Consider the following 22,653-nt stretch of genomic DNA (forward strand, 5'->3'; position numbering starts at 1 on the left):
TAACATTTCTAAATAATAATGCAAAAGAAAAAAGGACAGTTGGAAGCTATGACGGATTAAAAAAATTTTATTCTTCACAATCGTTAAGGAAATATTAATTAAATTTCCTGTTATTAAAACAAGATTTTTGAGGAAAAAATGGATCTTAAACACAAACTGTATGATGTTCCGAAAATTTCCAATCTACAGGAAATGGTGCTCCAAAACAGTAAAAAATATGCAGGGAAAATTGCTCTTGAGGATCTGAACGATACTCCCTTTAAGCGTCTGACTTTTGACGGGCTGCTGGAAACAGTTCTGAAGTTCGGATCTGGTCTTCAAAAGCTGGGTCTAAAAGAACGCTCGCATATAGCAGTGATTTCTGAAAACCGCGTGCAGTGGAGCATCACATATCTGACAGCGATGACATTTAATTATGTGATTGTGCCTATTGATAAAAATCTTACCTCCAATGAAATATTAAACATTATCTACGAGAGTGAATCAGAAGCTATTGTCTTCTCAAAAGGATTCAGCAATCTGATGAGTGAAGAGGCGGCTGCAATAAAGAAACTCAAAATGAAAATAAACATGGACATCCTTCAAAACGAAGGGGATGTAATCTCCATGTCCGCTCTTATCAATTCCTCCATTCCCGTCGACATCAATTCCCTGCCAAAAATAAATAACGAAGAGATGGCGGAGATAATTTTTACTTCAGGCTCTCTTGGAAGGGCAAAAGGGGTTATGCTTACTCAGAAAAATCTTGCTGTAAATCTCGTAAGCATGACGAGCATGATGTTTATCTATCCCGAGGACAAGTTCCTGTCTGTATTGCCGATACATCATACCTATGAATGTACTTGTGGAATGCTGTGCCCTCTCTACTCGGGTGCCTCCGTGCATTTTGCCCGATCATTAAAAACAATTGTGGATGACTTGCAGGTGGTGAAAGCCACGGTACTGCTTGGGGTGCCGCTACTGTTTGACAAAATGTTCAAGAGAATTTCCAAATCGATCAAGGAAGACAAGGTAAAATCCAAAATTGTGCCTCCACTCGTGACAGTCACCGGATTTTTACAGAAACTGGGTATTAAAGAGATAAAAGCCAAAGTTTTTAAAGAACTGCATGCAAGGTTTGGCGGACATGTAAGAATCTTTATAGCGGGTGGTGCTGCCCCCGACCCTGAAGTGGCTAAAGGTCTTCGTGATTTTGGATTTACATTTGTACAGGGCTACGGACTAACAGAAACAGCTCCCATTGTTGCCCTGAACAGACTCATGGCATTCAAGGATGATGCTGCCGGACTTCCACTCCCTGGCGTTGATATTAAAATAGTTGAACCCGATCAGGATGGTGTTGGTGAAGTTTTTGTGAAAGGCGGAAATGTCATGCTCGGATATTACAAAAACGAAGCTCTGACCAAAGAAGCTTTCGTGGATGGTTACTTCCGGACGGGTGACCTCGGTTATATCGATTCAGACGGTTTCCTACACATCAGAGGACGGAAAAAGAATGTAATAATTGCAAGCAACGGTAAGAATGTGTTCCCCGAGGAGATCGAGGATATAATCAACAGAAATCCATTGATTCTCGAATCATTCGTTTATGGCGAGGAGGATGCAAAACACACCGAAATAATTGCAGTTCAGGTTGTTCTTAATGCCGAAACCCTCATTGAATATTCTGAAAAGAACGGCATCAAAATCGACAAAGATATGATGGAAAAAATTGTTGCCGAAATTGTAAAAGAGACAAACAAACACCTGCCGGCATATAAACAGATAAAGAAGTTTTATCTGAGAGAAAAAGAATTCGAAAAAACCACCACCCAAAAGATCAAGAGGTACCTGGTTAAGTGAGGGTGAGAGACTTGAGAGACTTGAGAAACTCGAGAGACTTGAGTATTTGAGTAATTAGAAGTTGTTGGTTGTTTTAAGCCTGTGAGAAATCACGGGCTTTTTTTTGAACACGATATTCAGGATGTTAATGAATGGAAAGGATGCAACCCCCGTAGCGGGGTTAAATGTTCGTAGAAAGTAGATAACCGACCCAAGAAACAGAAAAGGAGCGACAATCGTCTCGATTGTCCTACAGACAGACCTCCATTTCACCAAAAAAAAATAATAACTAATAACTTATATCTCATAACTAAACTACCCCCGTAGTGGGGTTACATCTTCGCTGAGAAATCGACCAATTCCAAGAAAACCCTTGTGGTGACATATAGCTAGGTGAGGCAGATATACGCAGATTAAAAACTTTCTTGCTACGAACATGCCACCTGCCCAGGCAGGTTCAATTGTATCGGGATTGTCGATTTTCTACGAACATGACACCTGCCCTCTACCGCCCCCCTTGCCCCCCTCCTTATAAAGGTGGGGGGATGATTGAGAGAAATTTGTCGTTTTCTACGAACATATAACCCCGCTACGGGGGTTGCATCCTTTTTATTCTTTGACATCCTGAGTATCGTGTTCAAAAAAAAAGCCCGTGATTTCTCACAGGCTTAAAAACAAACAACCAACAATTTCTAATCACTCAAGTCTCTCGAGTACTCAAGTCTCTCAGGTTTCTCAAATACTCGAGTTTCTCTGGTCTCTCAGGTACTCACTCGACTCCTATGCCGGTGTGCCTCATTGAGTGAACTTTGTTTCTGGAGGGGAGGTCAACGGTTTCGTTCATTCTGGCTTCGAATTCATCTCTGAATCTGGTGACCATGAACTTAACGGGCCATGCGGCAGCTTCGCCGAGTGCACAGATGGTGTTGCCGTCGATGTTGTTGGCGACATTGAGCAGTAATTCGATATCACTTTTCTGACCTTTGCCTTGTGCCATCCGGTTAAGGATTTTAAGCATCCAGCCTGTACCTTCACGGCATGGTGTACACTGTCCGCAGCTTTCGTGGTAGTAGAATTTGGTTATACGGGCAAGTACGGCGACGAGATCGGTATCTTCATCCATTACCATAATACCTGCGGTGCCGATTGAGCTTCCTGCAGCCTTTAGTGATTCGGCATCCATGGCAATTCCTTCGAGCTGATCGCCGCGAAGTGGTGGCATGGAGGATCCGCCGGGGATGACACATTTAATTTTCTTGTTACCCGGCACCCCGCCTGCATAATTATAGATTATGTCGGTAAGGAGGGTTCCGGAAGGAAGTTCGTAAACACCCGGTTTATTGACATGACCACTGACTCCATAGAGGATTGTACCGGGATGTTTTTCGGCTCCGATTTTCGAAAACCATTCCCAGCCTTTGTTGATAATGGCAGGAACATTTGTAAGAGTTTCCACATTATTGATGGTGGTTGGATTGCCCCAAAGACCATTCTGAGCAGGAAATGGCGGTTTTACTCTTGGATATCCCCTCTTTCCCTCGATGGAATTCATCAGTGATGACTCTTCTCCACAGATGTAGGCACCTGCGCCCTTGTGAACATAAATATTCACATGGAATTTGGTACCAAAAGTCTTCTTCATTTTTTCACCTACGAGACCTGCCTCATAAGCGTCATCGAGAGCTTTTTGGAAGAGCTTTATCCATTTATGGTATTCACCGCGGATATAGACATAAGCGTCGTGTGCACCAATCGCATAGGATGCAATAAGAATGCCTTCGATACACTGGTGCGGGTTGTATTCGAAAATTTGTCTGTCTTTGAACGAACCGGGTTCCGATTCGTCACCGTTGATGCAAAGATATTTTGGTTTATCTGTTGTTTTAGGCATGAACGACCACTTCAGTCCTGCAGAAAATGCAGCACCGCCTCTGCCCCTTAGTCCTGATTTTTTAACGATGTCTATAACATCATCGGGAGTGGTTGCGAGAGCTTTTTTGATGGCTTCATATCCACCGTTGGCACGATAGACTTCCAGTTTATGTAAATTTTCTATTTCAGGTAAAACAATCTTTTCCATATCACCACTTCTACTTTAGGGAGTCAATTAATTCGAGGGCTTTTTCTTTTGTCAGATTTTCATGGAAATCTTCATTCACAGCGATCATTGGAGCAGTTCCGCACGATCCCATGCACTCCACTTCCTCGAGGGAGAAGAGTCCGTCTTCTGAAGTTTGTCCATTTTGGAGCCCTGTACGCTCTTTAACCGCATTCCAGATTTCGTAAGCACCACGAAGCATGCATGATACATTGGTGCAAACCTGCAAGTGGTACTTGCCTGGCTGATGCTGATGATACATGGTGTAGAAAGTTACGACACCCATAACCTCTTCTTCGGTGATCTCGAGAATTTTGGCAACCTCTTGGATCACTTCGCCTGAAATGTAACGGTTTTGATCCTGTGCGATGTAGAGCACCGGCATAACCGCAGCTTTTTTCGTCGGGTAGTTTTTGAATACCCGGTTCACTTTTTCAAGATTTTCTTCAGTGAATTTGAATTCCATTAATATCCTCTTATTATTTATCGGCTTCACCCATTACAGGGTCGAGACTACCGATTATTGCCACAACATCGGAGATCATGTGCCCCTTTACCAATGGTCCGAGGGCTTGTAAATTAGAGAAGGAGGGAGATTTTATTTTCATTTTCCATGGATGTCCCTCACCAGTGCTGACAATATAGAAGCCGAGCTCACCTTTTGGATTTTCGACCGCCTGATAGACTTCACCAACCGGAGGCTTCACACCAAAGTTGACGATCATAAAGTCATGGATTAATTCTTCCATTTTTGTGTAAATCTCAGTTTTTCTGGGAAGTACCTTCTTGGGAGAATTCAGCATGATATCGCCTTTCGGCATTTTATCGAGGCACTGTAAAATTATTTTGCAGCTTTCACGAAGTTCATCCGCTCTCACGAAGTATCTGGCAAGGCTGTCACCTTCGTTGTAAACAGGTACCTTGAAATCGATTTCGTTATACTGCAGGTAAGGGTTAGCTCTTCTAAGATCGAAATCTACACCCGAACCTCTTAAACTTGGTCCGGTCATCCCCAAAGAGATGGCATCTTCCCTGGAAACCACACCAACGCCCTCAAGTCTTTCGACAAAAATTCTGTTTGTGTTAAGCAGTCTTTCAGCTTCATCAAGTTTTTCTTCAAACTGGGCAATAAAATCTTTGATAATTTTGATTGCATTATCAGGCATATCAGCCGCCACACCACCGATTCTGACATAGCTGGTGGTAAATCTTGCACCGCAGATTATATCATATGCATCAAGCACTTTTTCGCGCTCACGCAGACACCAGAGGAAAACAGTAAGAGCGCCGACATCCATTGCGAGGGCACCGATTGCCACGAGGTGGGAGGTAATTCTTGCCAGCTCCGACATTATCATTCTGATGTATTGAGCTCTCAACGGGGCTTCAATTCCAACAAGTTTTTCGACTGCGAGGCAGAAAGCATTGTTATTAGCCGGTGGTGAAATGTAGTCAAGTCTGTCAGTATGAGGTATAAACTCGTAGTAAGACATATTTTCAGCCATTTTCTCGTAACCTCTGTGGAGGTAGCCGAGATCGGGAACGGCGGCAACAACTGTTTCACCGTCGAGTCTCAACAGCACTCTAAGTACACCGTGTGTCGCAGGGTGTTGAGGACCCATGTTCAGGATCATTTCATTATCAAGTGCATCCTCGAAAGAAATATTTGATTCCTGATCCAGGAGAGCTTTCACAATACTTGGATGCACATCGTCTTTAGTTAATCTTTCCATAAACTCACTTATTTCTTTGGGAGGGTTAAATCACCGGGAATTCCCATCAGCGGATATTCTTTTCTAAGCGGATGGTATTCATATTCTTCGGGCATATACATTCTTCTGAAATCCGGATGACCGTCAAATTTTATTCCATACATGTCGTAAGTCTCCCGCTCATACCAGTTTGCTGATTTCCAGACTGATGTGACAGTATTGATATGTGCTTCATGCTCTTCCACATCACATGCAAGACGAAGACGGAATTTGTTTTCGATCGAGTAGATATGATAGACTACGGTGAATCTTCCTTTTTTCTTTGCCCAGTCGACAGCAGTTACATCCACGCACATTTCGAAGTGAAGTTCCGGGTGAGTTTTGAGGAATTCGCCGACCGGGACGATCAGCGCCTTGTCAAATTTTATCTTTAGATCTCCCCTGAAATCCGTGGTTTCAAACCTTGTTTCGGGGAATCTTTCCTCAAGAAGTCTGAGGATATTCTCTTTAATTTCCATTTACTTTCACAGGCTCCAAAAGTGGTATATCTTGAAATTCTCTGGCTTTTGTGTTTTTTATTTTATCCTGAATAAGCATAAGAGCGTTCAGGAGGTTGTCGGGTCTCGGAGGACATCCTGCAAGATAGAGATCGACAGGGAGAAACTGATCGATACCCTGAACAACGGGATATGAACGGTACATTCCGCCGGTGGAGGTGCAGACACCCATTGCAATCACCCATTTGGGATCGGGCATCTGATCATATATTTTTCTGACAACATGCGACATTTTGTAGGTCACTGTGCCTGCAACTATCATCAAATCACACTGTCTTGGGGTAAAACGCATAACTTCTGAGCCGAACCGGGCGATGTCATACTTGGGTCCTCCCACTGCCATCATCTCGATACCGCAGCAGGAAATTCCCATCGGCATGGGCCATACGGAACTTTCTCTTGCCCACCCGACAATAGCATCAATAGTGGTCGTTATAAAACCATCATTCATCAATTTCGCTTCTAATCCCATCTAAAACCTCCTTTTTTGTAAGCATACAAGAAACCAAGCTCAAACACAACTAAAAATATAAACATCGAAACAAAGACGGAAATTCCAATTTCTTTGAAGAGGGAGATAAATTTGACCGCCCAGGGATAGACAAAAATCACTTCGAGGTCAAAAATGATGAAGAGCATTGCGACTACATAATATTTAACCGACACCCGCTCCTCTGTGGAGCCAATCGGTTTCATTCCACTCTCGTAAGGCGACATTTTCACTTTGGTGGGCCTTTGGGGTCCGAACAGCTTCGACGAAGCCACTACGGCTACGGCAAAAACCACAGCGAAACCTAAAACTACAATTAATGGAATATAATTTTCAAGCATTATTTATCCGGCAATTATTTCTTAAAACTCAAACTTTAAATTTATTATAATTTTTCAATATAGTCAATTTTTAATTTGATTATTGATAAATCTCGTAACTTTTTTGTAATTTTACGAGACAATTACACGGGAGAATTATGGACATTCAATTTATTGGCGCAGCCGGAACAGTTACCGGTTCGAATCATCTTCTTAGAACAGCAGCCGGGAAAATAATCCTCGATTGTGGCATGTTTCAAGGTAAGAGAAAAGAGGCATTTGAGTTAAACAGAACATTTGATTTTTACAATCCTAAAGATGTTGATGCTGTGATTTTGTCGCATGCACACATCGATCATGCAGGCAACCTGCCAAACCTCGTAAAAAAGGGCTTCAGAGGTCCAATCTACTGCACACATGCAACAAAAGATCTTTGCGAGATCATGCTTGCCGATTCGGCTCACATCCAGCAAAAAGATACTGAATTTGTAAACAAAAAGAGGGCTAAACAGGGGAAAAACCTCTTTGAGCCGCTTTATACGCAGGAAGATGTGGATGATACACTTCAACTTATGCAGGGTGTCAATTACCATCAGGAGTTTGAAGTGCTACCCGGCATAACGGCCTCGTTCTACGATGCAGGTCATATCCTCGGGAGTGCGGTTACTTATATCAGAATTATTGAGAACGGGAAACTGATCGAGCTCGGTTTTTCGGGAGATCTCGGGCGACCAAACATGCCGATTCTTCGAGACCCTGAGATCATTCCGGATGTTGACTATTTTATCTGTGAAAGCACTTATGGTGGCAGATTCCATGAAGATTTTGATATGTCGGAGGCTAAAGTTGTTGAGGTGATAAAGAGGGCAATCGAAAGAAGAGGAAAGATAATTACCCCTGCCTTCAGTTTGGGAAGAACCCAGGAACTGGTTTACCTTCTGCATACAATTTTTGAAAAAGGGCTGGTTCCCAACATCCCTGTGTATGTTGACTCTCCCCTCTCCTTTAATGCCACCGCTGTTTTTAGACGACACACCGAGTGTTATGATCTCGAAACTTCAGCTCATATCCTTCAGAATGAAGACCCTCTGGGATTCAACAAACTGACTTATATAACAGAAGTTGAGGAATCGAAGAGACTGAATGACAGAGAGGGTCCGATGATGATTATTTCGGCATCAGGTATGGCGGAATCGGGAAGAATTCTTCACCATCTGGCAAATAATGTTGAAAATCCGAACAATATAATCATGATGACGGGATATTGTGCGGAACACACTCTCGGCAAAAGAATAATTGAACGAAATCCTGAAATAAATATTTTTGGTGAGCCATATAAATTGAAAGCGGAAGTGGTGGTGTTCAACTCACTTTCTGCTCACGCCGATTCTGATGAATTAATCTATTATGTAAATAAATTCAGCCGTGAGAGGATGAAGGAGATTTTCCTCGTCCATGGCGAACCCGATCAGCAGGAGAAATTTGCGAATCGCCTTACTCTGAACCACTTCAAATCAGTAAGGATTCCGAAAAAAGGAGAGTATTTTACTCTGAAATAATTAACCGGTTTAACTTAATTTTTTCATCAGGCTGTTTTCGTAACGGAGGCAGCCTGTGATACAATGGAACATGCATGAAAGTTGAATATATAACAAAAATTATTTTATCAGCGATCCTGTTAATTCATGGTTTAATCCACTTGATGGGATTTGCCAAAGCTTTCGGATATTCCGAAATGCCACAGATCAGCGAACATATTGGCAAACCGGAAGGAATGCTCTGGCTTGTCGTTACACTTCTTTTCAGTCTTTCCACCATATTGTATCTAACCGGAAACCGAAACTGGTGGTTGTTCTGCGGAGTTGCCGTAGTCATCTCGCAGATACTGATATTTAACAACTGGCAGTCGGCAAAGTACGGAACAATTGCCAATCTGATAATTCTCATTCCCGTGATCGCCCATTTTGGGATGTGGAACTTTGAAAACAAATTCATCAATGATTATGAAGCGAACGAAAAGAGAGTTGCATTGCAAAAATCTGATATCCTCTCTGAGAATGACATTAAGCATCTCCCCGCTCCGGTTCAGAAATACCTTCACTACACAGAAGTTGTCGGAAAAGAAAAAGTAAAATCTGTAAGGATAGTGTTCGAAGGTCAGATGCGGGAAAAGGGGAAGGACTGGTTTTCATTCAGGTCGGAACAATACAACTTTTTTGATAACCCTACCCGCCTCTTCTTTATGAAAGGTGAGATGTTTGGACTAACAGTACCGGGGTATCACAAATACTCAAAAGGAAAGGCTTACATGGATGTAAGGCTGTTTGGATTTTTTACTGTTATGGGTGCAGAGGGTGATATCATGAATAAAGCGGAAACCGTTACTTTGTTTAATGACATGTGTTTAATGGCTCCCGCCTCACTTATTGACGGAAGAATAAAATGGGAGGAAACAGACTCGCTGTCAACAAAAGCAACTTTCACAAATGGAAATATTACCATTTCTGCAACATTGTATTTTAACTCCGAAGGACAATTAACAAATTTTGTCTCTGACGACAGATATGCGATTTCCGACATGAAAAGCTACAGATTTTCAACTCCCGTTCAGGAGTACAAAAAGATAAACGGAGTTAATGTTCTTTCGAGAGGTGAGGCAGTATGGCACTATCCTGACGGTGAATTTACATATGGAGTGTTCAATCTCTCTGAGATTGAATTTAATCCCGGTATAAAGTAGGTAATTCTGAGACTCAAGTATCCGTTTTTACCCGTTATTCGGGCTTTAAATCTCGTCAAAATCTGTTATTTTGAAATGCTGATTTATACAAATTGCGGATTAAACCATCTTATTAAAATCGCCACCGGCTCTGTTTTTATTATTCCTGCTGATGCTGCCCTTTTCAGGGTGTGAGCAGGTTACACCTCTTTCGCCCTACGATTCGGGATTGCCTCCTGCCGTTCCGGAGAACCTGAGAGTGGTAACGGCAAGTGATGGTGTAATTATTCTCCGATGGTGGGAAAACATTGACCCGGAATACTCTTCCTACAGGCTTTACAGGGGGATCAATGATTCGGTTAATCTCGTAATGTATAAAGAGCTTAGAACCAATTTTTTCAGGGATGAAGGATTGTTTTACGATTCCACCTACACTTACGCAGTGTCATCAGTTGGCAGAAACGGGAAGGAGAGCAGAAAAGCATTTTTCCAGGGCATCAAACCTCTTAATAACACAGACCCTGTACTCCCCTTTTTAATTAATGTCAGACCTGTAAACTTCGAAGGAAGGCTGATAGTGTCCTTCGAATGGAGCAGAGATGAGAATCCCGATCTAAAGGGACTCGAGGTGTACAGATCAACAAATGCAGGATTCGTCCCGACTCCGAATGACTTCATGCTTCTTTTGGATGATTCAAATGATACCGATTCGCTTGCTCTCTCTCACTCGGTTAACTACTACTACAAATTCCGGACAGCCGACAAAGGTGGAAGATTCAGCGGATTTTCAAAAGATTATCCGGCATTTCTGTTTCCACAGTCGGAAAAACTCTTTCCTTTGAATGGAGCCATACTTCCATTGTTTGATGTTTTTTCTGTCAGGTCTCTTCCCTGGGATATTGAATATGAAATTATAGTTTACGATTCTCCTGTAATAAATGAGTTTTGGAGATCAAACAGGTACAGAAGATCAGAGACAGGAGAACTTTTTATCCCCTTCACTGCTTATTCTTTAGCTCTCAATAAAAAATATTACTGGAGAGTTGCAGTCTATCTTCCCGGATCAACAAATGCTGTCTATTGGTCAGACCTCTCATCATTCCAAATTTCTCAGTTCAATTGAACCGGCATCTAAACATTCTCCTCATTTTTGTTCTACTCCCCGCTTCACTGTTCGGTCAGTATGAAAGTGATTCAACCGGCTCTTATATTTTCCCTTTTTCAAAACAAAATTCGATTTCCACAGTATTCAACAAGGAATTGAGCATCTACTCCCTCGTCACCAACATAGAATATGCTACTTTCCTTGGTGGGCTTAACCTCAGACTGAATGAAAATCTGAATTCCTCCCTTCTGAAATACGCGGGTTCAAATACTACAAGAGATGAAAATGTTCTAAAACTCTCCGGAGACTATAAATTCAACAACTGGTTCAATCCCGGTGCACTCGTCAGCAGCAAAATATACAGTGACTCACGATCGACTGACATCAACACCGCCGCCTCGAACTATGGTATGCTGTATAACCGTGTGCTGGTAGAAAATCTGCTGGACATACTCCCCTTTGCCGGTTACATTGAGGATGTGCAGTCAGGTATCTCAAACAGTGGAGGGATCTACGGTATTCAGGCAGGAATGGACAAAACGCAACTGTCTGAATTCCTGATTGGCGGAAATTTGATCTTCAGAAATGAAGATATCAGTCCGAGGAAAAACACACTTAGGGAATTCCGAACCACAATTGAGAATTTTCTTGACCCGGGAATCCAAAACCGTTTTGCTTTTAACTATCATGAGTCGGGCAGGGATTTCTTCTTCGATGCCGATTCATCACTGAAACCGTTGTTTTCCATTGAGAAGAACCTGCAACGAAGGAATGACAGACAAGTAGCATTTTCAGATGAATTCCTGTACAGTGATGTGGTGAAAAATACCTCGGTCAATTTTCGACTCAATTTTTCAGATCGAATAGTTGAAAGAACGACAAAATACAAGCTCCCCGGCGACCGTTTCCCCACCTCCTTTGACTCGCAAATTGAGGAATTAAAATTTGACCTGGGTGGAGGCATTAACTATCTCTCGGAGATTCTTGATCTGAAACTGTTCGCAAGTTATGCGGAAAGAAATGAAAAATTTCTGCTTATTAATCCGTCGGATGCAAATTCTGACTATTTCGAACAGAAACAAAAAAATGAAGGGGTGAAGAACAATATTGCTTCACAGGTGTTTCTCTCTTTTACCGGTGCCTTTCTGATAAGTCCGTATGACAGAGTGGATCTAACAGTTTCACATTTCAAACTCAGATACGATACTCCATCTCTGGAGAATTTTGACGAAAGAGATGAACTGTTATCCCAGTTTAGAACGCGTTATACAAGGGTCCTTAATTCAAATCTCTCTCTCTTTGCAGGATTTGACTTCTCCTATGGTAAACTGGTTTACATCCTTGCTGCCCGAAGCTCCAACAATAATACAAACAGAATTTTCAGGCTAAACACAGGTTACATCTACAACTCTGCAGCGGTAAGAAATTACGGTACTTTTGAAATAATTGCCAATTATCTTGTGTATGATTTTGAAGATCTGAATCCCGGATTTAAAAGTTTCAGTTTCAGACAAATTTCCCTGGTTGATTCTGCCTCTATCTCAATTTCCAAGGATTTTAAGTTTGAATTTACAGGTTTTTACAAGTTGAGTGAACAAGGTGACTTGAGGTGGAGTGAGTACAAAATTAAACCAAGCCGCGAAATCAGGGAGCTCCTGTTGCTGCCGGCACTGGTTACAAATTTTGGGAATTATTCCTTTAAATTAGGACTTAGATATTACTCCTATAATTCTGATATAATAGTAAACGGAGTAAACAAAGAGGAAAATTTTTATTCCGGAATTGCCCCTTTAACTGAAGTAAGCGCCCTGTTTTACAATTCATTTTTGCTCTCAATCAAGGGCTGGTACGAGAGAATAGATTCAAAAGGAAACGAGAGACGCTATTTAACCACTTTAAATCTGAATGTGAAGTGGTTTTTGTGATTTTCCGGCTTGAAATAAAATTAATTTTTGCTATTTTGCAATAAAAAAAACAGAGTTAGTGGAAACAAAAAAGTTTTTTCTGGAATTACAAAGCATCCCCGACAATCTTTACACTGTCGAGGAATTTCTTCTTAAAATCGCCGAGGAAATGGCAATAGAGGAAGACAAACTTTATGGTATTATGCTATCAGTTTCTGAAGCTACTACCAATGCCATATTCCATGCCAACAAGCAAAATCCTGACAAAACCGTCACCATCAACATTACTGTTTCAGATGGACTCTTTGTCGTCTCAATCAAAGATCAGGGACCGGGATTTAACCCGACCTCCATACCCGATCCGACTAAACCTGAGAACCTGCTTAAGGATTCCGGCAGAGGTCTCTTCCTCATGAGAATCTACTCCAAGTCACTCAGTTTCACCCCATCCCCTTTCGGAACCGAAACCGTTCTCGAATTCGAAATATAACCTGACTAATCCCAATTCATAACTCATAAATAAAAAAAGCCCCCCATTTTCATGAGAGGCTTTAAAGATTCAAAGCTTCGAATTAATTAATAACTCAAAACTTATAATTCATAACTACTTGACGAGTATCATCTTCTTAACTGAAGAGAACTTGTCTGCCTGAATCTTGTAAATATATGTTCCTGAAGACATTCCGTATTTAACGGCATCCACATCAACAAAATGATATCCGGCGTTCATGAAACCTGAAACGAGAGTTGCAATCTTCTGACCGGAGATGTCAAATACCTCGAGGGTAACATTTGAAGCAGTCGGAATTGCAAAATTGATTCTTGTAGTCGGGTTAAATGGATTTGGATAGTTCTGGCTTAAGTCGAATGCAGTTGGAATTCCTACCTCAACTTCAACAGCGTCAAATGTCTGGGTTGAACCGTCAAAATCGACCTGTTTTAGTCTGTAGGAATACTTTCCTGCTGTAAGATTCTTCTCCGAGAACGAATAGGTCTTGGTTGTCGTTGAAGTACCGGCAGCTTTTACTGTTCCGGCTTCTGTCCACTCACCACCCGTTATTTTTCTCTCAACAATGAACTGATTCGAGTTTGTTTCAGTAGCTGTTGACCAGGCAAGATTAACATTGTTTTTGTCAGCGGTTACTGTGAATGAAGTCAGCTCTACAGGTACAATTGTAACAACCTGAGCCTGATTTGAGTAAGCGGAGCTAATCTGTCCGTTGAAGGCTTTGATTCTGTATGTGTACGATGTTGAACCCTGAATTGAGGAATCTCTAACAGAGGTTGCTCCTGCAATAAGGGTTTTGATAACAGAATAAGCATTCACGCTGGTTGAGTCACCATCTTTGCGTTCAAGATAGAAACCTTCCTCATTACCTGAATTGTCAGTCCATGTCAGTTGAACATAGTATGGATTGTTACTGGTTGCAGCGAGGTTCGATGGAGCATTTACTTCATTTGTGAACTCTTCAGCACCAATATCAGGAGTATTTGCATTTCTGAAATTGCCATAGAAATCGGTTGTGATTCCGGCGATCGGAAGTGCACCGGCATTAGCCTGGGTTGGCATGCCTGTGTTGATTCTTGGATTTACAGGAGCTGCATAACTCTGGAATGGTACTTTTTCAGTTACGGCAAATGTATCTCTTGGAGTTACATAAGCTTTGTAATCAGCCAAAGTTACATAGTCAGTTGCTGCGTTGTAAGCTATCACATCAAGTACCTGAGCTGTATCAGCATAAAGCAGGTTGTTGTTTGTTGTTGCAGCAAGTTTAAGGAAGTTTGTTCCGGATGATGCAAAAAGAACTGAAGTTCTTCCTGTTCCGCCCTGGGTCATGTTAACGAGGATGTTGTTCCTGAGATCAAGTACACCCGAACCAAAGTTACCCCAGAAGAGGTTGGTTGAATGCATCGCTGCAAGGGTTGGGGCAGTATTGCCATCAAGTAATACAGTGTTGTAATAAACATTGTATGTTACAGCGCCGGCTGTAGCCTGCAGGTTCATACCATGAATGGCAGGGCCTGTTGCAGTACCCGAAGCGGTTGACCTTGGAGCTCTAAGATCGTAGATATAATTGTTCTGAATGGTTGTAACATTCGCGCCTGTGGCGAAACCGTTATTTAACTGCAGTCCAAACGCTCTACCGGTTGTGCTGCCGTTGCTGTAAATGTCCTTAATTGAACACTTGTCAATGAGCAATGTTGAGTTTAATCCCAACTGCTGAATGTCCATACCAACAGCAAGACTTGTTGTTGGTGTTGTGCCATCAGACCAGATACCTTCAATGCTGACATTTCTGATAACGATATTACCTGAGATATGATCAGTTGCAGAGTTAGCTGGATTCAATCTGATACCATAAACACTGTTTGTGACCATGACTGATGCTTTGATATTATATATCTTGACATTTTCAATCTGAGGATTAAACTCGGCATTCATCTCGATGGTTCTGATGTCGGCTGCAGCACCTGCATTGACATTAACATTTCTGAATTCGCAGAAACTGCCGTCTGTACCGATTATTCTGTTGCCTCTGTCAGGATTTGTGACGCCGGCGAAACCGTACATCTGAACAGCAGCTCTCCAGAAATCTTCAATAATACAATTCTGAATTGTATTGTAGCTGTTTGCACCAAGAGTATCTGCAGTATTTGTTCCCAAGGTACCTAACCTGATACCAATAGCTCCGGCATTTGGCTGTCCGTTCATGGCGTTAAGATCGATCGACACATTTTTAATTGTATTATATTTAGAGCCAACGAATGTTGCAACGCCTGATACAGGATAAACTGCATTACGCATTAGAACACCCATATTAAACTTGGTTCTGGTTGTCAGGTTGTTCAGGTTGTCAACCAGTTGAAGACCTTCAATGGTTACATATTGAGCACCTTCGAGTCTGATAATAGCATCACCTGAAGCAGCACCGGGAGCAGTGGTTGAATAACTTCCATTAAGTGGTGAAAGGACAACAGTACCTGAACCAACAAGTTTAATTGTATTGGTAGAAGAGGTTCCTGCCACATTTATAAGATGAAAAATGTCATCATATGTTCCTGAATTAACCGTAAGAGTGACGGGTCCCGACACACCATTTCTATTCAAAAACATTGCTGCAGCACTAAGCGTTGCAAAATTTCCACCACTACCAACAGTATAGTTGCCGGAGAGAGGGTTGGGTGTTGTCGGTGTAAAAGTAAAAACGGTTCCTGAATCAGGAAATGCAGCCACACCGTTAAATTCTTGACCCATGGACTGATGGAATACTCGTGCACCAGCGATTCCACCGATATTGATCGAAAAGAATTGACCGGTTGCCTGGCCTGCAGTCAGAATCGTGGTTGAGTTCGACATTCCAATTGATGCAGTAGGAATAGTAGTTGAAGTAGGTACAACAAAACCACCATATACATACTCGATTATATTTGTTGTCTCATACAACCTGACCATAAAATTAGAATTCGGGTCAAGATTATTGTATGGGAAGTGCATTAATTTCCACTCAACAGTCAGGATTCTGTTAGGAGCATCTCCTGTAACCTGGTATGTTACTTTAGTGGAATCCGAAGCTTTTAAATCATCCCACAACGGTGCCAGAATGCTTCTGAGAGTACCGTTTAATGCGTTAGAGAATGTGGCAGCTGCGAGACCTGATCCGAATCTCAAAAAACCATTTGTCGATACCTGGAAAGTATCGCGGGCTACTCCGGCGTATGTAAAAGGAAATCCTATAAGAACAGGAGCTGAATATCCATCGTCTGCGGTACCTGTCCATGTGAATTGAGAACCGGCAGTATTACCTTCATAAGCTGAGGTGGCCCTGCCGAAATTATACTGCATTTGAGCAAAAGCAAAACTTGATGCTATACTCAAAAACAGTAAGATTGTAACAAGTTTTTTCATAACTCGTTCCTTATTTATTTGTTTGTAGTGAATAATTAAATTAATAATTTCTGTAAAGTGCAAATTAAGCAATATTTTCATAAATATCTGTGCTTTGCAAAAAAAAAGCTGCCCCATTTCTGAGACAGCTTAATTATTATAAGATATTAGGTATCAGGTATTAAGTTTCAAACTTCATACCTCAAACTTCACACCTCCAAACTACTTCATCAGTATCATCTTCTTCGTTGAAGTGAACTGACCTGCGGACAATTTATAGAGATAAATACCCGAGGAAAGTCCGAACTTCTGCGCATCGATTTCTGCTGTATGATAACCAGCAGTCAGGTAACCTGAGATTACAGTAGCTACCTTCTGACCCGAGATATCAAAGACTTCGAGAGTTACATTCGATGCTGTTGGCAAAGAGAAGTTAACTCTGGTGCTTGGATTGAACGGGTTAGGATAGTTCTGACTCAGATCAAATGTTGCGGGTGTTCCGACTTCAACTTCAACTGCTGTGAAAGTAGTGGAAGTTCCGTCAAGGTCAACCTGTTTCAGTCTGTAGGAATATTTGCCGGAGGCAACATTCATGTCGATGAACGAGTAGGCTCTTGGTGAAGTGGTAGTACCTGCAGCTTTTACTGAACCTGCTGATTCCCAGTTTCCGTTGTTTGCTTTTCTTTCCACTACAAATTCCGAAGAATTGGTTTCTGTTGCAGTTGCCCAAGCCAGGTTAACATTTGAACCGGTTGCTGTTGCAGTAAATGATGTCAATTCAACAGGAACGGTGTTCAAGAGCTTGTAAGCACCGAAGCCGTTATTCGAGGAAAGAACAAATACAGTGATCGTGTTATCATCATTGAACATGAAGGCAACATCACCTGTTCCGTTGGCATTCGCATTAGTACCGAGTGCCGGTGATTTACCATAAAGGGTACCAAGTTTTGGATTTCCATCAGGAACCTGAGCGATAAATCCATTTTCATTTCCGGCACCATGAGCAAAAGTAACAATATACTCGTTTGTAGCTCTCGATACACTTCCAAGATACTGGATTGAGTTTGAACCCGTTCCGATAATCGAGCCAGGAATAGTGTCGATAATTGTACCTGTTGAGGTGTACTTCATAACATTCTTACCGCCGGCATTGTAATAGAATGAACCGTCAGGAAGTGGAGCCACAGAAGCTGATCCACCAAAAGCACCATTGCTAAGGGTTATTATCTCAGGAATGTTGCTGAATGCACCATTACTCATTGAGAATTTGTATACCTTCGCGTTGGCTGCATCTGCCGCCCATAGAACTGCTGTGTTGTTATAGAAGTTTCCGGTAACTCTGAACTTGTCACCAAGTCTGATAGCCGGAGTATTTGCGGGAGTCATATATGACATTGCTAAAACAGGAGTAGCTGTCAGACTGTTCCACATATAAACTCTGTACTCTGCACCCGCTGTAGAACCAACGACATTGGATGCAAGAATTTTGCCATCATAAGTAACTTCGATGTCATTTATCACGATGAGACCACCAGCAATAATGGCATCCATTGTAAGAGTACCTGCGTCGGTACCGGTTGCCGGATCAACAACTCTGACGCTGTTTCCACCGTTTCTGGAGACGACAAAGAGTCTGCTGACCATGTTTCCGGTTCCGTCATTCACACGACCGAAAGCGAATCCTCTTTCATTGTTGGTTGTTGAAAACCAGCTTGGAAGCGAACCCTGAGCTTGTGATTTTTCCCACAATGTGCTGTAAACCGGTGGTGGTGGAGGTGTATAAGGCACACCAACAGAACGCATGGTCCATGCATAAGGGGTGGATGACAATACTAATGGCAACCAGACCGCACCGCCGTCAGACGACAGGAAGCTTCTTCCCGGTTTGGGAATTGTACCTGTGTGAGCGCCCATCGGGAACTGGATTGCAGCCACGAATGAGATACTAACCCAGAAATCGCTGCCGCTAAGGAAGGTTGGTGCGTTATTGTCGAGTGGTAATGTAACCAGTTGTGTGGCTGCACCACTGTTGATGTAGTTGATACCTGCGAATTTCTTCGAATAAAGCAAAGCACCCGGAGCAAGTGTATCAACACCGGCAGCCCAAACTTTTACTTCTATCGAATCAGGTGCGTTTTCATTTCTGTAAATCGCATCTATGTTTGCAAGTCTCATGTTTCTGTCAGCAGTAAAACGAACACCCGCTGTAAGAGGCAGATTGTTCGTTCCGAATCCGATGGAAGTCAATGGATTGTTTTCCAGATCATCATTTTTGAGAACAATTGCTGAATCCGGATATACACGAATTTTATGATTATAGAGTGAATCGTTTGCTGTTACAGAATCACCTGCTGATGTCACGAATGACAATACAGAGAAAGTTCCTCTCGCTGTCGGGGTGAACTGGAACGGTACATTTTCAATCTGTCCAATGGTTCCGATTCCCGGTCTGTTCACAGGTGTTGCACCTGTTCCATCGAACGAAGCATTTACGGTAAATGCCGGTCCTGTACTTCCGAGTCTCTTGATTGTTGACTGGATGTAAACAGGAAGAAGTCCTGCAAGTTCAGTAGTCAGTATTTCAGATTTAATCATGGAACTGTTGTTCACATTTGAAGCAGCTCTTCCTGCATTCTTCATGTCAAGCTGAAGAGTAGGATTTTTCTTCGACATATTGAATGATCTGAATCCATCAGACTGACCTGTGGTCTGGGTTACACCAACAACAGCATAGTCAACAAGTCTTGGAGCCGAGATAGTGATATCGTCAACATCAAGATTCCATTGATCTGCTATGGAATAAGCCTGGAATCCAAAGTAATAGACTCCCGTAGCCGGGGCTGTAAAGAAAACAGCATTGTTTTCATAAACAGTGTTAATTATAGCAGGATGATCAGCAAGAACGGTAGTTAAACTGTCTGCTGTCTGTGCACCTTTACCAACGAGAACTTTCAGTTTTTCAGGGTAGGCATTTGATGCTGCTTTATACCAGTATGATAACTGAAGCGATTGACCGGCGGTCATCTGAACCCCGGGTGAAATCATCCAGTCGTTACCGGGTAGAGAGCCGTTATATGTATAACGCATGTGACCGGTACCGGTTCTCGGGGAAGCGGTTGCTCTCGTCCATGTGGTTCCACCGTTTTTATCTTCTCTTACCCAGCCTGTTGGAGGGAAAGCGACATCTTCAAATCCCTGGAAATAAGGGAATGAAGTTATAGTCCATGGATTGACGGTAAGAACACCACTTACATTGGTAGTGCCATCCCAGAATCCACCGCCACCGGAACTGTAACCACCGTAGCGGTATGGTCCGCCAAGATATTCATATCTGTAAGCGTAGTAATAAGTTCCGGGTGCAAGGGTTTTTCCGATAGAAGCCATGAACTCATCGTTATTACCAGACTGAACATTGAAAGTTGCTTGTGTCCAGTTAGACCATGTTGATGGATCTGTGTTTGTAGCACTAACACCAACCCATGCCTTCAAACCAAAAGCCTGACCTGTCGAGTCGGTGACTCCACTTTTCCATGCCTGACCGTAAACTGTAACCGAGTCACCGGCGGTGATGGTAGCAGTAGCTGGCCATTGCAGGTTACCCCAGTCGATTGCTGAAACAGGAGGTGTCCCCATAAACCAGTCATCGAAATCGGAATAGAAATCAGCAGCATTTAACTTAAGACCATCAATTTTTACCTGAATGTTCTGACCGGCATAAGCATTCAGATTCCACGATTTTTGGACATAGTTGGTGTCTGCAACATGGTTATGTGAACCAATTGAGTCAACAACAGTAAATGATCCACCGTAGTTGGTTGATACTGATATCCAAATTTTGAAATCAGATGCCGGAGTGGCTGTTGCTGTACCGGTTCCATATCCGGAAAAGTTTACCGCTCTGTATTTGAATCTGAGAACTGAAGTTGCAGTTGCAGAGAAGAAAGGTGTGGTAAACAAACCGGTCATATTTGTTGAAGTACCGTAAAGGTTTCGGCTAAGTCTCTTTGACCAGCCCACACCACCACTTGCTACAACAGTATAGTTACCTGTCCAGTTGGCAGGAATCGTACCTGTGGAGGTATCAAAATTTTGAACAACTTCATTCAGTACGAATGGAGTAACAGCGGTACCCGTGAGTTTGTAGTAAAAATCACTTGCGGTAGCGTCATTTGTTACGAATCTTATTGAATCACTATAGGCACCTGCGCCTGTTGGTGTCCATGTAAGTATAAGATTGAATGACTGACCATTTGCAACATTCAATGAAGTTGAATTCGCTGTTATTCCGGCAGGAAGTGTCAGCGTGGCAGTTAAAGGCACACCACCCGTATTGCTGACAACAACAGTTTTTTGCATGTTGCCACCAACATAGGTTGTTCCAAATGCAGTAGTGGATGGATTCAATCCGATAACTGCAACCTGTGGAACGGGTTCAATGAGGATATCATCAAGACCAAAACCATAAGCTGAAAATGAACCGTTGGTTCTGTCTCTCCATCTCATCCTGAAGTTATTTCCCGCATATGCACTCAAATCAAAAATGGCTTCCTCATATGCGGACATGGAACTTGCTCTTGACATAAAACCTAAAGTAGTCCATGTAGAGCCATTATTGGTTGAGACCTCAAAAAATGTGGTATCCTGACCAATCACAGCAGTAATGTCATCATCCTTCCACCAGAATTTTACTCTGTGTCCGGCTGGCAGTTCTATTTTCGGTGAAGTAAGGTTACCGAAAGTCAAACCTGCCTGGGTGGTAGGAATATAATTGTAGAGGAATCTGGCGGCATAATTGGTCCTGGATTCAGTACCTCTGTCAATAAAATTACCTGACCAGCCGTTAGCTGTGATTAGACCATTGGTAAAATCATAGGTGTACGGGAATGATGAAACGGTGTTTGTTTCGGGTAATCCATTGAAGAAGTATTTATACGCAGCGATACCATTGTTTGTCGCAAGTACATAAAAAGTCACTTCTCCTGAACCAAGCAACATCGCAACATCACCTGTACCATTGGCATTAGAAGTTGTACCTAAACCGGGGGTATAGTCCAGTACCAGGTGCTGAGTGCTGTACTGGTTGGTTACATCTATCAAACGAATTCCATTTTGTGGATTTCCTGTGTAGAGATAAATGGCAATGTACTTCCGTCCGTTCATCGTAAAGTAACGAAGAGCGTTGGATCCGGTATTACCGACAGCATTCGAACCAAGAGAATCTATTACTGTACCATCAGCATTGAATCTTCTGCCCTGTGAACCGGTTGACTTGTAAACGAATTCAGATAATCCGGTTGTGAGAGGATACACAGCAGGAGTTGAACCTGGGGAAGTAGTTGAAACACCTGTGAGAGTAATTGAATCCTGTAAATATGAAGTGCCGTTATCTGCAGTTGTCCACTTGTAAACCTTGTTGGTGGTTGAAGTGGCAGCATAGATTACGAGTGTGTTGTTAGTTGTTGACCCAACTACCGTAAACTTGTCACCAAGTCTTGCAGCAGGAGTGGATGACGAAATGATGTTTACAGGCACAGCCGCATCATTTGCCCACCTGTAAATTTTGAATGCCGATGTTGTGGCAGTGGTAACAAGGTTGCAGGCATAGATTGCTCCGTCTGCATCCACTTCAACATCAGCAATTGCTGCTCCGGAACCACCGGAAACGCCTGTCATGTCAAGAACGCCAACAGAATCTCCCGTAGCAGCATCCAGAACAAGCACTCTGGTCCCGTATTTAGTTGTTGAAACATAAATTTTACCATTGCCGTAAGCAAGGCCACGCTCTGAGTTAGAGGTGCCAAACCACGCCGGAAGAGAGGCGAGCTTTGCACCCTTCTCCCAAAGTGTCGTCCGGTATTGTGCTTGCGATTGATTTATTCCTAGAATCAGGAATAAAGCAATCATCCAGGCACTAACCGTAAAAGTAAGTTTATTTCGCATAAACCACCTGTCTTTAATGAATGATTGATTGATGAAATTTTCCGGATAACTGTTGTCAGCAACCCGTATGTACCTCTTCAAAAATGAATTCTAAGAGGAAA

14 protein-coding genes are annotated in these 22,653 nt (G+C 42.4%); 6 read left to right on the forward strand and 8 right to left on the reverse strand.

The window, feature by feature from the left end:
* Nucleotides 1-138 precede the first annotated feature (138 nt).
* On the forward strand, nucleotides 139-1,842 hold the full coding sequence (locus LCH52_06015; GenBank protein ID MCA0388034.1) for an AMP-binding protein: 1,704 nt from the start codon (nucleotides 139-141) through the stop codon (nucleotides 1,840-1,842).
* 748 nt (nucleotides 1,843-2,590) lie between these two features.
* Here LCH52_06015 and nuoF read toward each other — a convergent pair.
* From nuoF to LCH52_06045, 6 genes are read right to left on the reverse strand one after another with little or no spacing between them, the layout of a single operon-like run.
* Entirely contained in the window at nucleotides 2,591-3,901 is a 1,311-nt protein-coding gene (gene nuoF, locus LCH52_06020; GenBank protein ID MCA0388035.1) for an NADH-quinone oxidoreductase subunit NuoF, read from the reverse strand.
* A gap of 10 nt (nucleotides 3,902-3,911) precedes the next feature.
* The gene (locus LCH52_06025; protein MCA0388036.1) at nucleotides 3,912-4,385 is read right to left on the reverse strand and encodes an NAD(P)H-dependent oxidoreductase subunit E; all 474 of its coding nucleotides are present in this window, start codon (nucleotides 4,383-4,385) and stop codon (nucleotides 3,912-3,914) included.
* Between the two features lie 13 nt (nucleotides 4,386-4,398).
* Nucleotides 4,399-5,652, reverse strand: a complete 1,254-nt coding sequence (gene nuoD, locus LCH52_06030) for an NADH dehydrogenase (quinone) subunit D (GenBank protein MCA0388037.1) — start codon at nucleotides 5,650-5,652, stop codon at nucleotides 4,399-4,401.
* Nucleotides 5,653-5,660: 8 nt separating this feature from the next.
* On the reverse strand, nucleotides 5,661-6,149 hold the full coding sequence (locus LCH52_06035; protein MCA0388038.1) for an NADH-quinone oxidoreductase subunit C: 489 nt from the start codon (nucleotides 6,147-6,149) through the stop codon (nucleotides 5,661-5,663).
* Nucleotides 6,139-6,660, reverse strand: a complete 522-nt coding sequence (nuoB, locus tag LCH52_06040; GenBank protein ID MCA0388039.1) for an NADH-quinone oxidoreductase subunit NuoB — start codon at nucleotides 6,658-6,660, stop codon at nucleotides 6,139-6,141. Before nuoB ends, LCH52_06035 begins: the two co-directional genes overlap by 11 nt.
* On the reverse strand, nucleotides 6,651-7,019 hold the full coding sequence (locus LCH52_06045) for an NADH-quinone oxidoreductase subunit A (protein ID MCA0388040.1): 369 nt from the start codon (nucleotides 7,017-7,019) through the stop codon (nucleotides 6,651-6,653). Before LCH52_06045 ends, nuoB begins: the two co-directional genes overlap by 10 nt.
* 137 nt (nucleotides 7,020-7,156) lie before the next feature.
* Between LCH52_06045 and LCH52_06050 the strand changes: the two genes are divergently transcribed.
* The 5 genes from LCH52_06050 to LCH52_06070 all read left to right on the forward strand — a co-directional run bounded on the left by LCH52_06050 (nucleotide 7,157) and on the right by LCH52_06070 (nucleotide 13,216).
* Nucleotides 7,157-8,557 carry an MBL fold metallo-hydrolase gene (locus LCH52_06050; protein MCA0388041.1) on the forward strand — a complete coding sequence of 467 codons (1,401 nt, stop codon included), beginning with the start codon at nucleotides 7,157-7,159 and terminating at the stop codon, nucleotides 8,555-8,557.
* A gap of 74 nt (nucleotides 8,558-8,631) precedes the next feature.
* Nucleotides 8,632-9,738: a hypothetical protein gene (locus tag LCH52_06055; GenBank protein ID MCA0388042.1), complete on the forward strand. Its 1,107-nt coding sequence runs from the start codon at nucleotides 8,632-8,634 to the stop codon at nucleotides 9,736-9,738.
* Between the two features lie 151 nt (nucleotides 9,739-9,889).
* A complete protein-coding gene (locus LCH52_06060) occupies nucleotides 9,890-10,840 on the forward strand; it encodes a hypothetical protein (protein ID MCA0388043.1) in 951 nt (316 codons plus the stop codon).
* Nucleotides 10,837-12,747 carry a hypothetical protein gene (locus LCH52_06065; protein ID MCA0388044.1) on the forward strand — a complete coding sequence of 637 codons (1,911 nt, stop codon included), beginning with the start codon at nucleotides 10,837-10,839 and terminating at the stop codon, nucleotides 12,745-12,747. The genes LCH52_06060 and LCH52_06065 overlap by 4 nt, the downstream gene beginning before the upstream one ends.
* A gap of 58 nt (nucleotides 12,748-12,805) precedes the next feature.
* A complete protein-coding gene (locus LCH52_06070; protein MCA0388045.1) occupies nucleotides 12,806-13,216 on the forward strand; it encodes an ATP-binding protein in 411 nt (136 codons plus the stop codon).
* Between the two features lie 114 nt (nucleotides 13,217-13,330).
* On the opposite strand, the gene LCH52_06075 is transcribed toward LCH52_06070, so the two are convergent.
* Complete coding sequence (locus tag LCH52_06075) at nucleotides 13,331-16,633, reverse strand: T9SS type A sorting domain-containing protein (protein MCA0388046.1); 3,303 nt, start codon at nucleotides 16,631-16,633, stop codon at nucleotides 13,331-13,333.
* Nucleotides 16,634-16,834: 201 nt separating this feature from the next.
* Nucleotides 16,835-22,552, reverse strand: coding sequence for a choice-of-anchor J domain-containing protein (locus LCH52_06080; protein ID MCA0388047.1), 5,718 nt, complete (start codon nucleotides 22,550-22,552; stop codon nucleotides 16,835-16,837).
* Between the last annotated feature and the right edge of the window lie 101 nt (nucleotides 22,553-22,653).

It is taken from the genome of Bacteroidota bacterium (assembly GCA_020161395.1).
Classification (GTDB): Bacteria; Bacteroidota; Ignavibacteria; order Ignavibacteriales; family Ignavibacteriaceae; genus UTCHB3.

Excerpts from the sequence above, each read along its gene's own strand:
- LCH52_06015 (MCA0388034.1), top strand. The coding sequence starts at position 139 with ATGGATCTTAAACACAAACTGTATGATGTTCCGAAAATTTCCAATCTA.
- nuoF (MCA0388035.1), bottom strand. The coding sequence starts at position 3,901 with ATGGAAAAGATTGTTTTACCTGAAATAGAAAATTTACATAAACTGGAA.
- LCH52_06025 (MCA0388036.1), bottom strand. The coding sequence starts at position 4,385 with ATGGAATTCAAATTCACTGAAGAAAATCTTGAAAAAGTGAACCGGGTA.
- nuoD (MCA0388037.1), bottom strand. The coding sequence starts at position 5,652 with ATGGAAAGATTAACTAAAGACGATGTGCATCCAAGTATTGTGAAAGCT.
- LCH52_06035 (MCA0388038.1), bottom strand. The coding sequence starts at position 6,149 with ATGGAAATTAAAGAGAATATCCTCAGACTTCTTGAGGAAAGATTCCCC.
- nuoB (MCA0388039.1), bottom strand. The coding sequence starts at position 6,660 with ATGGGATTAGAAGCGAAATTGATGAATGATGGTTTTATAACGACCACT.
- LCH52_06045 (MCA0388040.1), bottom strand. The coding sequence starts at position 7,019 with ATGCTTGAAAATTATATTCCATTAATTGTAGTTTTAGGTTTCGCTGTG.
- LCH52_06050 (MCA0388041.1), top strand. The coding sequence starts at position 7,157 with ATGGACATTCAATTTATTGGCGCAGCCGGAACAGTTACCGGTTCGAAT.
- LCH52_06055 (MCA0388042.1), top strand. The coding sequence starts at position 8,632 with ATGAAAGTTGAATATATAACAAAAATTATTTTATCAGCGATCCTGTTA.
- LCH52_06060 (MCA0388043.1), top strand. The coding sequence starts at position 9,890 with ATGCTGCCCTTTTCAGGGTGTGAGCAGGTTACACCTCTTTCGCCCTAC.
- LCH52_06075 (MCA0388046.1), bottom strand. The coding sequence starts at position 16,633 with ATGAAAAAACTTGTTACAATCTTACTGTTTTTGAGTATAGCATCAAGT.
- LCH52_06080 (MCA0388047.1), bottom strand. The coding sequence starts at position 22,552 with ATGCGAAATAAACTTACTTTTACGGTTAGTGCCTGGATGATTGCTTTA.